This window comes from Streptomyces sp. NPDC090445, from assembly GCF_044769385.1.
Taxonomy (GTDB): domain Bacteria; phylum Actinomycetota; class Actinomycetes; order Streptomycetales; family Streptomycetaceae; genus Streptomyces.
The window spans coordinates 1-13844 of sequence record NZ_JBIVXV010000019.1 but is presented as its reverse complement, the minus strand read 5'-3'; the positions used below and the strand labels follow the sequence as shown (position 1 = coordinate 13844).

12 protein-coding genes and 1 pseudogene are annotated in these 13844 nt (G+C 67.9%); 8 read left to right on the top strand and 5 right to left on the bottom strand.

All coding sequences use genetic code 11. The features are described 5' to 3' along the window. Positions 1-261: 261 nt before the first annotated feature. The 7 genes from ACIQUT_RS28270 (at position 262) to hisG (ending at position 7288) form a co-directional block, all read left to right on the top strand. Positions 262-1416 carry an NAD(P)-dependent oxidoreductase gene (locus tag ACIQUT_RS28270; RefSeq protein ID WP_403566965.1) on the top strand — a complete coding sequence of 385 codons (1155 nt, stop codon included), beginning with the start codon at positions 262-264 and terminating at the stop codon, positions 1414-1416. Continuing rightward, positions 1410-2486, top strand: a complete 1077-nt coding sequence (locus tag ACIQUT_RS28265) for an HD domain-containing protein (protein WP_403566780.1) — start codon at positions 1410-1412, stop codon at positions 2484-2486. The genes ACIQUT_RS28270 and ACIQUT_RS28265 overlap by 7 nt, the downstream gene beginning before the upstream one ends. Continuing rightward, positions 2483-3688: an MFS transporter gene (locus ACIQUT_RS28260; RefSeq protein ID WP_403566779.1), complete on the top strand. Its 1206-nt coding sequence runs from the start codon at positions 2483-2485 to the stop codon at positions 3686-3688. Before ACIQUT_RS28265 ends, ACIQUT_RS28260 begins: the two co-directional genes overlap by 4 nt. Positions 3689-3765: 77 nt before the next feature. Beyond that, positions 3766-4920: an adenosylhomocysteinase gene (locus tag ACIQUT_RS28255; RefSeq protein WP_403566777.1), complete on the top strand. Its 1155-nt coding sequence runs from the start codon at positions 3766-3768 to the stop codon at positions 4918-4920. Between the two features lie 24 nt (positions 4921-4944). Next, a complete protein-coding gene (locus ACIQUT_RS28250; RefSeq protein WP_403566776.1) occupies positions 4945-5688 on the top strand; it encodes a phosphoribosylaminoimidazolesuccinocarboxamide synthase in 744 nt (247 codons plus the stop codon). Further along, positions 5675-6379, top strand: coding sequence for an SDR family oxidoreductase (locus tag ACIQUT_RS28245; protein ID WP_403566775.1), 705 nt, complete (start codon positions 5675-5677; stop codon positions 6377-6379). The genes ACIQUT_RS28250 and ACIQUT_RS28245 overlap by 14 nt, the downstream gene beginning before the upstream one ends. A gap of 9 nt (positions 6380-6388) precedes the next feature. Next, positions 6389-7288, top strand: coding sequence for an ATP phosphoribosyltransferase (gene hisG / locus ACIQUT_RS28240; RefSeq protein ID WP_403566774.1), 900 nt, complete (start codon positions 6389-6391; stop codon positions 7286-7288). Between the two features lie 123 nt (positions 7289-7411). Here the strand turns inward: hisG and ACIQUT_RS28235 are convergent, their stop codons facing one another. The 5 genes from ACIQUT_RS28235 to ACIQUT_RS28215 all read right to left on the bottom strand — a co-directional run bounded on the left by ACIQUT_RS28235 (position 7412) and on the right by ACIQUT_RS28215 (position 12813). Next, positions 7412-8872, bottom strand: coding sequence for a phytoene desaturase family protein (locus tag ACIQUT_RS28235; RefSeq protein ID WP_403566772.1), 1461 nt, complete (start codon positions 8870-8872; stop codon positions 7412-7414). Positions 8873-9008: 136 nt separating this feature from the next. Continuing rightward, positions 9009-9773 (bottom strand): class I SAM-dependent methyltransferase, encoded by a 765-nt coding sequence (locus ACIQUT_RS28230; RefSeq protein WP_403566770.1) that lies wholly within the window; start codon positions 9771-9773, stop codon positions 9009-9011. After that, a complete protein-coding gene (locus tag ACIQUT_RS28225) occupies positions 9770-10432 on the bottom strand; it encodes a hypothetical protein (RefSeq protein WP_403566768.1) in 663 nt (220 codons plus the stop codon). The genes ACIQUT_RS28230 and ACIQUT_RS28225 overlap by 4 nt, the downstream gene beginning before the upstream one ends. After that, positions 10429-12312 (bottom strand): alpha/beta fold hydrolase, encoded by a 1884-nt coding sequence (locus tag ACIQUT_RS28220; RefSeq protein ID WP_403566767.1) that lies wholly within the window; start codon positions 12310-12312, stop codon positions 10429-10431. Before ACIQUT_RS28220 ends, ACIQUT_RS28225 begins: the two co-directional genes overlap by 4 nt. A 345-nt stretch (positions 12313-12657) precedes the next feature. Beyond that, positions 12658-12813, bottom strand: coding sequence for a hypothetical protein (locus ACIQUT_RS28215; protein WP_403566765.1), 156 nt, complete (start codon positions 12811-12813; stop codon positions 12658-12660). A 636-nt stretch (positions 12814-13449) separates the two neighbouring features. Between ACIQUT_RS28215 and ACIQUT_RS28210 the strand changes: the two are divergent. Further along, a pseudogene (locus ACIQUT_RS28210) lies at positions 13450-13763 on the top strand (IS110 family transposase); the annotation flags it as partial. Between the last annotated feature and the right edge of the window lie 81 nt (positions 13764-13844).

Below are 13844 nucleotides of genomic sequence, written 5' to 3'. Positions count from 1 at the left end.
ACCTTCCCTGGGGGAAGCCGCTGCGCACCTGCTGCAGGGCTTGCTGTAGTCGGGGACGTGCGGGGCACGCCGCGAGTAGAGGCTACCGCCTGATGCGCGTCATCCAAGGCGCGGTGTGGCCGCTGGCGAGGTTGGCCAGAAACGGCTTGCCCAGCGGGTGTTACGTATAACAGTGTTACGTATAACTTGATGTCGGTCGCTCGCACCACGGCCAGTACCTCATCTGTCGCCTTCTACTGACAGGAGCGTTTAGTGACGAACATGCTCAGCCCCGCCGTCCCCATTGCACCCTCGGGCGCCGGCCATGCTGCGCGCGCCGGTGACCTGCCGGTGCTGCAGGACGCCCAGACTCGCTGGCCCATGCCGCCCGCTCGTCTCGTACTCGTCACGCACCTCCTCGACACGGCTGTGCCCTTTGTGCGGTTATTCGAACGCAGCATGGACCTGGTGAGCGTGGTGCCCGTCCCCTACAGCGCGCAGCCCGAGGCACTTGCCCTGCTCGATGACCTTCCGGTAACCCTGCCCGAATCGATCGGGGAGGTCGGAGCGATCGCCGTGAGCGACGCGGCGCGTGCGGCCCGCGAGAGCAAGCTCCCCGTGGTCGTGCAGGAGGTGGGCGGATACTGTGCCGACGCGGTTGACGAGCTCGCCCAGCACCCCAACGTGCGGGGCATAGTGGAGGACACCAAGCAGGGGCAGTGGCGATACGAGCGGAACATGCCGCTACCACTGCCCGTGTTCACCATCGCGGACAGCCCGCTCAAGGCGCTGGAGGACGTCCAGGTGGGGCGCTCGGTGGCCTACAGTGTTGAGCGACTGCTGCGCCGACGCTTCTACCGGCTGCTCAGCGAGCGGCGGGTACTGGTGCTCGGCTACGGCGGCATCGGTACGGCCCTGGCCGAACACCTGCGACGGACCGGTGCCCAGGTCGCGGTCTACGACCCCGACGAGGTGCGGATGTCAGCCGCCGTGGTGCACGGCTTCCGGGTCGGGGCGCGGGAGGACCTGCTGGGCTGGGCGGAGGCGATCATCGGCGTTTCGGGACACCGCGCACTCACCGTCGATGACCTGTCCCTGCTGCGTGACGGCGTCGTCCTGGCCAGCGGCAGCTCCAAGCAGGTCGAGTTCGATGTCGAAGGAATATGCCGCAGCGCCGACACGCTCGTCGAAGCGGACGAAGTCATGGAGCTGCAGGTCGCCAACCGCACGGTGTACTTGCTCAACCAGGGCAAGCCGGTGAACTTCCTGGAGCAGAGCATCCTCGGTTCCGTACTCGACCTGGTCTACACGGAGCTGTACCTGTGCACGCGTGAGCTGGCCAGCCGAGCCTGGAGCCCGGGAATGCACCGCCTCGACCCCCGAGTGCAGCAGGAACTGGCCCAAGCATGGCGCGAGGAATACGGGCGGCAATGGTGACACTTCTCGACCGGGTCCGCGCCCATGTCCTGGCGGACTTCGCCTCGGCCGACTCAGCACACGACATCCATCACCTCGACCGGGTCGCGACCCTGGCTGGGGACATCGCGGCACGTCTGAACGCCGATCCGCTGACCGCCCAAGTAGCCGCGTACGTCCACGACTACCACCGGGTGGAGGAGGCCAGGCAGGGACGGCGGCCTATCCGCCCCGAGGAGGCTCGTACCGCCATTCTGGACGTCCTCGTACGGTGCGAGGTCCCGCAGGAGCTGCACGAAACGATCCTGCACGCGGTCGAGCAGACAGGGCGCTACCGCTTCGGAGGCGACGCCCTCGACGGCGAGGACCTGATCGCTGCCGCCGTGCATGACGCGGACAACCTCGACGCGATGGGCGCCGTCGGCATCGGACGCGCCTTCGCGTTCGGCGGATTGCTAGGGGAGCCGCTGTGGGACCCCGGCGCCCGGCTGAAGGAGCTGTACGAGGAAGGAGAGACGTCGTCGGTCCTGGCCCATCTGTACGAGAAGCTGGTTCAGCTCGAGAAGGACATGCTGACGGATCCGGCCCAGCGCCTGGCCGCCGAGCGCACCTTCCAACTGCACAGGTTCGCCGCCGAGTTCCGCTCACAATGGGGGAAGGAGAACACCCTCTCCCACCCCGGTGGCACCCGCGTCCACTGGGACCCGCTCACCCGCTTCCTGAGCGTGGCACAGCCAGGGCCCAACGACATCACCATGACGCGCATCGGCTTCCGGACGCGCGTCACGGTGGCCCTCGACGATCAGGGGCAGCCTGTGGAAGTGGACCTGTCGGGTGCGCCGGAGGCGCTCACGCACTGTGTACCTCAGGCGCAGCGCCCACGGACATGGATCGCGCACGAGGGAGGGGAGTGGCTGCTGGACGCGGAGGCCGATGTCGTATGGATCAGCATCCGCGAAGCCTCCGTCCACCGTCGCCTCACCGCCGTCGGCGACATCGAGGTACAGCTGCGTGACGGCCGACTGGCCGCGCTGCAGTTGCACCTGATCGAGGACGCCCCGGTTTCCGTCGGCGGCGAGGGCGCCCCATGAGCTATGTGAGCCTGCTGCGAAGTCGCTACGCGACCCGGCTGCTGGTGGGCACCCTCGTCGGGCGGCTGCCGAGCGCGATGGCTGCCGTCGCGATCCCCCTGGCACTGCGCAACGCCGGCGCATCGTACGGGTTCGTCGGGCTTGCCGTGGGGGCGTTCGCCATTGCCGCGGCCGTGGCAGGGCCCCTGCTCGGCCGCCTCGTGGATCGTGTCGGTCAGCCCTTGGTACTGCTGTGGACAGCCGTGTTGGCGGGCTGCGGGTTCCTCGTGATCGCGGCGGCCCCCGACCGACAGGCTGCCGTCGTGGGCGGCGCGATCCTGGCAGGAGCGGCGACCCCGCCGCTGGAGCCCTGCCTGCGGGCACTGTGGCCGGAGGTCGTCGACGCCGGGAAACTGGAGTCGGCCTACGCCCTGGATTCCGCCTCCCAACAACTGATCTTCGTGGGCGGGCCGTTGATCGTTGCCGGCTGCGTCGCCCTCGCCTCACCCGTGGGCGCCCTGTGGGCCGCCGCGTTGCTGGGGGTCGTGGGGGTCCTCGTCGTTGCTACTGCGGCTCCCACCCGAGCCTGGCGGGCCCCGGCCCGTCAGGCCGACTGGCTCGGCCCGATGCGCAGCCACGGTCTCGTCGTCCTGCTGATCAGCCTCACCGGCGTGGGCGTTGGCATCGGCACTCTCAACGTCGTCGTCGTGGCGTACGCGGAGGAACACCGGCTCCCCGGAGGTGCCCCGACGCTTCTGGCCCTGAACGCCCTCGGTGCCCTGGTCGGTGGACTGGTCTACGGTGCCGTACGGCGCTGGCCGGTGCCACCTGCGCGGCGGACTCTGCTGCTGACGGGCGGCCTGACGCTCGGCTATGCACTCCTGTGCCTGTTGCCCGTGCCTCCGTTGATGTCCTGTTTGATGCTGCTGACCGGGCTGTTCCTCGCACCGGTGCTGACGGTCTCCTTCGTCATGGTCGGAGAGCTCGCCCCGACGGGCACCGTCACCGAGGCGTTCGCCTGGCTCGTCACGCTGATGACTTCGGGTTCGGCGCTGGGGTCCGCCGTCGCCGGGTGGGTTCTGGAGCAGAGCGGTCCGACCTGGGCAGCGGCGTGCGGCGTGCTGGGGCTCGCCTCCAGCGTCCTCATCCTCCTGGCCGGGCAGTCCCGGCTGGCCGCGGACCAGCGTGCGGCTGGCGGGGCGTCGGCTGTTTCCACGGTGTGACCTGAACCGTGGCCCGCAGCCACGGTCGCCCGACCGTGATCTCGGAAGTAGGTTGACAGTGATAGGGGATGGTCCGGATGCCGACCATGGAATGGGTAGCCAGCAGCTGTCGCCTGCTGGCCTCGACAGCGGCCGATTTTGAGCGGGACCGGCCCTTCGCCGGGTTGAGGATCGGCGCGGCGATCCATCTCGAACCCAAGACGGCAACCTTGCTCCTGGTGCTGGCGCGGGGTGGGGCGGACGTCGTCGCGACGGGAAACCTCGGGACCACACAGGGCTCCACCGTGACCTTCCTGAGAGAGCAGGGAGTCACGGTCATCGGCGATCGCACGCGCGACCCCCAGACCCAGGACGCGTGTGTGCGCCGGATCCTGGCGACCCGGCCCGACCTGCTTCTGGACAACGGCGGCGACCTGTTCCTCCGCTACCTCGACGACCCCTACGCGGGGCTGCTGGGAGGAACGGAGGAAACCACCTCGGGGCGGGCACAGCTGGTGCCGGTTCGTGACCGGCTCCAGCGCCCGGTACTGGTGATCAACGACAGTCCGATCAAGCAGTTCGCGGAGAACACCCACGCGGTTGGGCAGAGCGTGCTGGAGTCGTTCCTGCGCATCACCAACCGAGCCACCAACGGACGGCGGGTCACCGTCGTCGGCTATGGAGCCTGTGGGCGTGGCATCGCCAAGAACTTCGCCAACGCTCACGCCCGTGTGGCCGTGTGGGAGGCCGACCCCGTCCGCCGCCTGGAGGCCATGCTCGACGGATACGCGGTCCCCGGCCGGCCGGAGGCACTCGCGTCGGCCGACATCATCGTGACCTCCACGGGAAACCCGGGAATCGTCACCGCGGATGACCTCCCCCTCCTGTCCGACGATGTGGTCTTGGCCAACGCGGGCCACCTTCCGTGGGAGATCGACGTACCCGGACTGCTCGCGCACCCCGACGTCCTCACGTGCACCAAGCCGGCAGACGGAGTGCAAACCCTGACGCTGCGCAGCGGCGAACGCATCAACATCCTCACCGAGGGCCACATGGTGAATCTGAACGGCCCCCGACCCCTGGGGAACTCCGTCGAGTCCATGGACCTCGGATTCACCCTGCAGGCCCGCTGCCTGGAAGCCATCGCGTCCGGCCGTGTGCCTGCCGACCAATGCGTCGTCCCGGTCCCGCCTGAGATCGACGCCCAAGTGGCGCAGGCGTACGTGGCCCTGGTCGGCGAGAAGGCCCAGTAATACCTACCGCACATAGGAGTAGTAGTGAAGCACCCTGTGGCGACAGGCAACTCCCCCGTGGGGGACCTTCTCGCCTGGAAGCGGGGAAGACCTGCGGACATTGAGGGCCGCAGCAAGAAACTGTGGCTGCTCCCCGACGGCCTGTGCCTAGTCGAGATCATTCCCTCGTTGCGCAGCTTCACCTACGACCGAGACGAACTGGTTCAGGACACCGGACCGTTGCGGCTGGACTTCTATGAACGGGCTGCCGTGAAACTGGCCGGTGCGGGCATCCGCACCGCCTTCTCCCACCGCCTCTCAGCCACTTGTTACGTGGCTGAGTACCATCCGGCACCGCCGTTCGAGGTCATCGTCAAAAACCGTGCGGTCGGCTCCACACTGGTGAAGTATCCGGGGCTGTTCAAAGAGAACCAGCCGCTGCCCGCGCCGGTGGTGAAATTCGACTACCGGGTCGACCCTGAAGACCAGCCGATCGGTGAGGACTACCTGCGCGCGTTGGGCCTTCCGGTCGAGGAACTGCGCCGCCAGGCGCTGGCGGTCAACACGACGCTGCGCGATTGGCTCCACCCCGTCGAGCTGTGGGACTTCTGCCTGATCTTCGGCTTCACGGACGACCGCGAGCCCGTGCTGATATCCGAAGTGTCGCAGGACTGTATGCGCCTGCGCCATCCCGACGGATCCCCGTTGGACAAGGACCTCTTCCGAGCAGGAGCGTCCCAGGCAGCGATCACTTCGCAATGGCGGAGGCTGTTCGATGACCTCGGCTGACCGCCCGGTGGCACTGCTCACGGGCACGAACCGCGGCAGCGGAAGAAGCATCGCCTGGGAGCTGCGGAAGCGGGGATACCGCATCTTCTCCCTCAATCGCACGCTGGTCGGCGAGGACTGGCTCCATGAAGAGCGATGCGACCTCGCGGACCCCCAGCAGATCAGGGACTCTGTCGCCCGGGTGCTTGCGGCGACGGGCCGGCTCGACGTCTGCGTTTCCAACGCGGTCGACCGCGTCCTGGACCCGATAGCCGATATCCGCCAGGCGGACTGGGACAGGTCCTTGGCGGTGAATCTCAGCGCGAACTTCCATCTGACCCAGGCTATCCTGCCGGCACTGCGATCCGGCCACGGGCTGATCGTCTTCATGGGAAGCCACGCCGCCACCCGGTATTTCGAAGGCGGTGCCACCTACAGCGCCGCAAAGGCCGCTCTGGCGGCCTTCGCGGAGACACTCCTGTTGGAAGAACGGAACAACGGTGTGCGCGCGTGTCTCATTTCGCCGGGCGCCATCGCCAACCTGGACGGGGACGCGGATCCTCACAAGATGACGACGCACGCGGTCGCCAAGGGCGTCGCCTCGATTATCGACGATTTCCCCAAGGACATGCTGGTGGGTGAGATCGAGATCAGGCCGGCATCGCTACCCGAACCCCCTGTCACCGGAATTGACCGGCTGTTGCACGTCTAGGAGGACCGCATGCTCTCCCTCGCCCTGCCCAAGGGGTCTTCCCTCGAGCGGCGGACCCTGGACCTGTTCGCGGCGGCCGGCCTGGACGTGACCAGGCCGTCCGAAGGCGCATATCGGGGCACCATTGCCTACGGCGGCCCCGTACGGATCGCCTTCTTCAAGCCGCGAGAAATCCCCCTGGTCGTTGCGGCCGGGACGTTCGACGCCGGGCTGACCGGCGCCGACTGGATCGAGGAAACCGGGGCCAAGGTCGAGAGCGTGGTGTCCTTCACCTACTCCAAGGCCACGGACGCCCCCTGGCGGGTGGTGCTAGCGGTTCCGGACCAACACGCGGCGCAGACCGTGCAGGATCTCGGCCACGGCACACGCATCGCCACCGAGTACCCCTCTATCACCCGTCGGTTCCTTCAGGACGCGGGAATCCGCGCGGATGTGGTCCATTCGTACGGCGCCACCGAGGCGAAGATCCCAGAGCTGGCCGATGCCATCGTGGACGTCGTCGATACGGGCTCCTCACTCGACCACAACGGGCTGCGGATCATCACGACGATCCGCACCTGCACCCCATGGCTCATTGCCAGTCCTCAGGCGTGGCGCGACGTCGACCGGCAACGAAGAATCCAGGGGATGGCCCGGCTGCTGGACGCCGCTCAAGCACGTTCCGCCAACGCGCTGCTGACCGTACGCGTGCCGGCGCACTGTCTGCACCGGGTAGCCCGCTCCATGCCCGAGCGTTCCTGGCGCGTCGGGGTCGGCCTGCATGACACCGACCTGGTCGTTGTCCAAGGACTGGCACAGCGCGCCGGGCTGCCCGACATCATCGACCACCTGCTGGAAGCAGGTGCGCTCGATGTCACCCAGACGGACGGCGGAATGACCACGGCGGCGCTCCTGCCGACATCGTTCTGAGAGCCGTGGACCCGGGCACCCGGGCCGGTGCAGGTGCTCGGCCGGCCTTGTTGCGCGCGGCGGTGATGCGGCAAGCCCCGCGACCCTGCCGAGACCCGCAGGGGAGGGCTGGACCGGCACCAGTCACCCCTGAGCGCGGCCGGGTTGCGGAGACAGGTCCGGTGCCGTACGGATGCCGTGGTGGCGGCGAAGTGCGGACAGGGCCGCGAGATGGCCGCACATGCCGTGGACCGACGGCCCGGGCGGTGTGGCGGCCGAGCACAGGTACACGCCGGGCAGTGGTGTGGAATACGAATCCCAGCGGAACGTCGGGCGAGCCAGAGACTGGCGCAGGGACAGTGCGCCGGCGGCGATGTCGCCTCCGACGTAGTTTGGGTTGTACTCCTCGAACCGGGCGGCCGATCGGCCTTGGGCAGCGATGACCGTGTCGGTGAACCCGGGTGCGTAAGCCTCGATCCGTTCGCGGATCAGCCGAACGGGGTCACGAGTGTCGCCGTGGGGCACATGGGCATAGGCCCACACGGGCCGTTTGCCTGCCGCGGCCCGGGACGGGTCGGTCACGGCGGGGTCGACGACGAGCATGAAGGGGTCGGGGACGCGCTCCCCGGCGGCGGTCGCGGTCTCTTGCCGGATGATGTCCGCACGGGTACCGCCGAGGTGCACGGTTCCGGCCTGTCCCACGAGCGGGTTGGCCCAGGGGATGGGGCTGCTGACGAGGAAGTCCGCCTTGGCTGCTCCGGGGCCGTATCGGTAGCGGCCCAAGGCTCGCCGGTAGCGGGCGGGCAGCCGTTCCCCGGCAAGGGCGAGGAACTCCTTGGGGCCGACGTCCAGCAGGACGAGCGGGACGGTCCCCAGCTCCGCCAGGTCACGGACGTGGTGCCCGGTGTGCACCGTGCCGCCATGCGAGGTGATGTCTGCAACCATCGCCTCGGCGATGCGATCGCTGCCGCCCTCGGGCAACGGCCAGCCGGTGCTGTGCGCCGTGTGCGCCAGTAGCAGTGCCACGACCGCCGAGGCCAGGGAGGGGAGCTTGCCGACAGCGTGCGCGGCGACGCCGGCCAGCAAGGCTCTGGCCTCCGGAGTCGTGAACGGGCTGCGACGTGTGGCGTGGGCCAGCACCCGTGAGGCCAGCACCAATGGGGTGACCGGCTCGCGGGGCAAGGCCCGCTGGCTTGCGAGGACCAGGTCGACCACGGCGGTGGAGCGGGATACCAGGGGCTGCATGAGGCGTTCCCACCGGGGCCCGTCCACTCCGAGATGCTCGGCGGTGTGGGCGATGCTTCGCCAGGCGGCCGTGGCCCGGCCGCCCGGCAGGGGGTGGGCGTAGGGAACCTCCGGCTGCAGGAGCTGTACCCCACGGGCCGGCAGGTCGAAGCGGCGGAAGAACGCCGAGGCAGCGGCCATCGGGTGGACGGCAGAGCACATGTCGTGCCGGATCTCGCTGTCGAACAGGGCCGTGGTGCGCAGTCCGCCGCCGACGGTGTCGGCCTTCTCGTGCAATGAGACCCTGAGCCCCGCCCGGGCGAGAGTGACGGCGGCGGCCAGTCCATTCGGCCCAGTGCCCACGACTGCGGCATCGGTCATGCCGTACCTCCCGAGTGGACGTTCTTCCAGAGGGACCGTGCCCGAGCTGGATCTCGATGGCGCAAGCCGAACCGTGCCGCGGGCCGCGTTGTCACCACTGGCCTCTTTCCTCGGCTGGTGTGCGATGGGGTGCCGTTCAAGCATCCTTGCGGTAGACACTGACGAACATCGCACCCTGCGGTGTGTAGAGAGCTGAGTTCCAGTCGCCGTAGCGGCCTTCAGGTGTGAGCCCGGCCGCAGCAGCGTAGGCGTCGACCTCTTCCGGCGAGGTGAGACGGCTCATCTCCGTGCCCACCCGCGAGGTGCCATCAGCCTCGAACCAGATGTGCGAGCAGTGCCACAGGTCGCGTTCGGGGATCAGCGTCGAGTGGGTCTGCAGGCCCGTGCCGGGCTCAGGGTAGGGCACGAAGTAGGTCGTCCGTCGCTGCCCTTCGTGGAGAGCGAGGATGCCGGGCTTGTTGTGCGTCTCGACGACCAGGATGCCTCCGGGCGTGAGGCGGTCAGCCGCCCGGCTGACCGCCCGCTGCTGATCGGCGGGATCGAGCAGCATGGACAGAGTGCCGCACACGCAGTAGACCAGCCCGTACTGATGGTCGTCGGTGTAGGTGCGGATGTCACCGTGCACCCCTGCGACGTCGGCGCTCGTGGCCGCCGCGTCTTTCTCCAGCGCCGAGAGCATCTCCAGCGAGGAGTCCACCCCTACGACCCGGCCGGTCTCGCGGGAGAGCGGGATGGCGATGCGGCCGGTTCCCGCTCCCAGCTCAAGGGTGCCGAGTCTGCGGTCCGGGTGCAGGGACGCCAGCTTCTTCGCCGTGAGGTCGGCCATGCCGTCCTTGGGAAACAATCGGTCGTACCACCCGTGGAACTGTCGGCCGTAGCCGATGTCGTCGATGCGTGTCATCTGGTCTGTCGCTTCCTCGTAGGCGTGTCGGCCAGTCGTGGGGCGCCAAGAGGCATGGGTGAGGAGGCACGGCCGCCCCGCTGGCGGCTTCGGAGCCGGACGGGGGTGGAGGCCGGGTCCATGAGCGTGTACGGCGAGACGAAGATCATCTCCGGAGGGGTGGAGGTGTCGTATCCGGTGGCCCGTGCCAGAGCGAACTGGAACCCCTTGATGTCACCACCCGACGCTTCGGCGTCTATCCACTCCCGTAGGAACCCGGTGATCACCCTGTATCCGGGAGTGCGGACGATCGTGGAGAAGCCCTTGTCGAGGATCTGCAGTATCTCACTGCAGATGTCGTACACGGCCTTCTCGGCTCGTCGGCCGGGGAACCAGAGGATCTGGTGAAGCCTCCGTCCGGCTATCAGGTCGACCGGCTGCCAAGACGATGTCTCACCCGCAGTGTTCAGTGTGCGGTAGAAGAAGTGGTAATCGTGTACTGCCGGTTCCGGTGCGAAGAACCGCCAGTTCGGCAACAGCGCGAAGGTGTCCTTACGCTGAAGCCGGTTGAAGGTCGGGTTTGGGTGCTGTGCGGCGAGCGTGCCGACCAGCAGGGCGGCGCCCACGATCCGCGCGGCCGCACCGGGGCCGGTAAAGGCCTTCTTCGTCAGCTGCTTCACTGCCCCGTCTCCTCCGTGCCGCGCACCTGCTCTGCGTCAGCCGCCAGGGTCCCGTCGAGGAATGTGATGATCCGGCGGCTCGCCTCGGTGGCAAACCGGGCACCGGTCAGCAGCGAGTCGTGGTCGGCGCCATTCAGCACGCAGCTCTCCACCCGGCGCCCCTCGCCCCGGTGCGACTCGGCGATTTCGTTGTGCATCAACAACTGCTCCGGGTCGCGGTCGACGGTGTGCTGAGCCGAGATCACCAGGGCATGCGTCCCGATGACGGGCAGATTCCCGGCGAAGGCGCGGAACTCCCGCTCGACGGCGTCCCACTCACGGCGGCCGGCCTCCCACATGCGCGCGTCGGCGTACTGGGCGAAAGCCCGGTTGCGGCAGTTGGCGGGCAGTGCTTCCAGCCAGGCCGGCCGCGCCATGAGAATGCCGAGGCCGGCATTGAGGGACCGTGTCATCGTGTTCATCAGGACGGCAAGGCTTTCGGCAGCCTTGTTCTGCTGGCTCGACCGGTTCAGCTCGGCGGGGTGAGAGGAGTCCAGATAGACGATGGCTTGCAGTCGGTCTCCTAGCTCCGCGGCAGCCCGGCGGGCCAGTTCACCGCCGAGCGAGTGACCGATCAGCGCGACCTTGCGGGCTTCCGGGACGACGCCGCGGACCAGGTCCACCAAGTCGTCGACCGACTCCGCCAGACAATAGGGGGAGGTGCTCCTGTACCTGCTGCCGGCATAGCCGGCACGGGCATAGGTGACCACGCCGTATCCGCTCTCCTGCTCGATCTTCTCCGTGATCCACGCGAAGTGCTCCGATGTGGAGACCATGCCGTTGACGAAGACCAGGGCCGGGAGGGTGGGGTCGTCACCCTCACTCTGCTCGTACTGAAGTTCGCTTCCATGGCGAGACGTCAGGTAGCCGGAGTGCGACCAGCCTTCGAGCGCGCGCATGCGTCGCTGGACCGCGACTGCCCCGGCCACCGATGCGGCCCCGGCCAGCAGCGTCGCTCCGACGAGCAGGATGCGGTCGTCACGGCCGGCTGCGGACGGAAACGTCCTGGGGGTAGAGGTGTAGGCGACCATCGGGTGCATGGAAGTGAATCCGGTGACGAACCGACCCAGCCCCATGACCAGGCCGTTTGCGACATGGAACACCCCCGCACTGGTGATCACGAGCCGGGCCAGCCGACCGTCGGCCAAGTAGACCACCGGGAAGAGGCACTCGAGGGCGAGTACACCGTACGTGAGGTACTTCGCGGCCTTCGGATACTTCTTCGTCAGCGCAAAGGTGGGCTCGTGGCCGTACGTCCTGGTCCGCATGACGCCGCCGAGTGCGGTAGCGCCTCTCCACGACTTGCCCAGCAGTTTCATCCAACCTGACACGAGGTACGAGGTATTGGCCTGCAGTGCCACGTACCACAGTAAGGCGTCCTGGGTCTGCGGGCGGCTGGACAGACGTGCCAGGCCGGTGGCCGTCTGCACCAGAATCGACACTTGGTCGGACCCGTCGGTGCCGTATCGGTGCCGCGGATACAGAGCGGCGGCGGTGACACCGAGAAAGAGGTTGCCCACCCCCCGCCACCGCGCCTGGCCGGGCAGCAGCATTCCCCCGCTCACCGCGATCCGGGCCACGTGCAGCGCAGCAGTGGTCGTCTCTCCGCTGATGGCGTCGAGGAACTTGCGGGTCACGGGGGTCGACCGACCCTGCACACCACGGGACGTGGGCCAGTGATGGAGTCCGCCCCTCCGCGTTTGCTTTCGCTGGGCCAGGTACTCCAGAGAAGAGGCCAGTGAGGTGAGGGCGGACACGCGTTCCGAGAGCCCGATGGCCTGCGACCGGGTCACAGGGATCGGTCCGGTCAGCGCGGATAGGATCTTCTTCGGCAGCTTCATGAGGGCCTCCCCACCCCACACGGGTGAGCACGTCTTCTTCCATGAACGGGGTTAGGCGCTCTGCCGGGCCAGAAATCGCCTCTGGCCCGGCAGAGTTCTGTGCTTCATCGGACGCCGAAGCGCCCCTGGATCAGCTCTGGCCGTCCTCGAAGGTTCAGATCACGGCCTGAACACCGACATGTCGCCTAGTAGCGCAGCAAGTCACGTGAACCGGGGTCGGGCTCGCGGGGATCCGGCTCTCCGTGGCGAAGATCTACATCTCCGTCAACGCGACGGACCTGCTCACTTGCGTGCTGAGATCAGTCGCTGGGCCGCCCCTCACGGAGGCTAGAGCGTCGGGGCGTTTCAGCCACCGAAGATGGTGACCCACCCGAAGGAGTTCGGGCACGGGGTCGCCAGCACGGTGACGCCCTGCTCCACCAGCACGGTGCCCTCGGCCTGCTCGATCGAGATCTCGTCGAGACGCGGGTCGTCATTCAGGAAGGCGGTGATGTTGTTCATGCTTTTCCTCCGGGATGGTCGGATGAAATGTATGGCCGGCTTTGCCGTTCGTCGGTCGACAGCACCGGCCCGAGGATCATGGTTATACGTAACACCCCGCTGGGCAATTCGTTTCGAGCCATTCTCGCCGTCCGTGCCCGGCGGTGCGATTCGCCCCTGCATAGGACGTGTTGAGGATCGAGGGGTGCGGCGGAACCTCCGTGGTTCGACTGTTGCGCAGCTGTCGACGCGCACGGTCGTGGAGTGCTGTTGACCCCTGCCAGTCAGAGCCAGGACTGTGCCGCGCTGTGGATCGTGGCTGCTGACCGGCCGGTTGCGCACCCCGCCGGGCCGGGACCTCGGTGAGAGGGCGAGGAACTCGGTGGCGAGGTGATGCGGGTGCAGGCCCAGCGGATCCGGCGCTCGAACCTGCCGCCGCGCAGGTGCTGGTGGCGACGGACCCGGGGAGTAAGACCAGCGCTGAAAGACAGCCCGTCGCCGCCTTCGGCTGCACCGGCCCACAGCGCCAGACCCAGGTGCCACGATGTTTCCTCGGCCGCGAGCTTGGCCTCAGTGAGCGAACAAGTCGCTGCGTAGAGCAATGCCGGCGAGGTCGTCCGTGGTACGAGCATCACGAACAAGGACGTCAGGAGCGCGATGAGCCGGATATGGGCGGGGATCGACAGCGGCAAGGGGCACCATCACGGCCTCGCCCTGGACGCGGAGGGCAAGCGCTGCTGTCGCGGCGGGTAGCCAACGACGAGCCCGAGCTGCTGAAGCTGATCGGCGATGTCCTGGAGCTGGCCGACGGCCGCGAGGTCACCTGGGCCATCGACATGACCGGCGGGGAGCCCGCGCTGCTGCTGGCCCTGCTCGTGGGCCACGGCCAAGAAGTCCTCTACATGCCCGGCCGGCTCGTGAACCGGGCCTCCGACGGCTACCGCGGCGAGGGCAAGACCCAATACCGGGAAGTTTAGGTTCGCCATCGTCGTGTTCGGTCGGTGGCTGTGGTGATGGTAAAGGTGATCTCCGCGTTGGGGATCGGGGTGTTC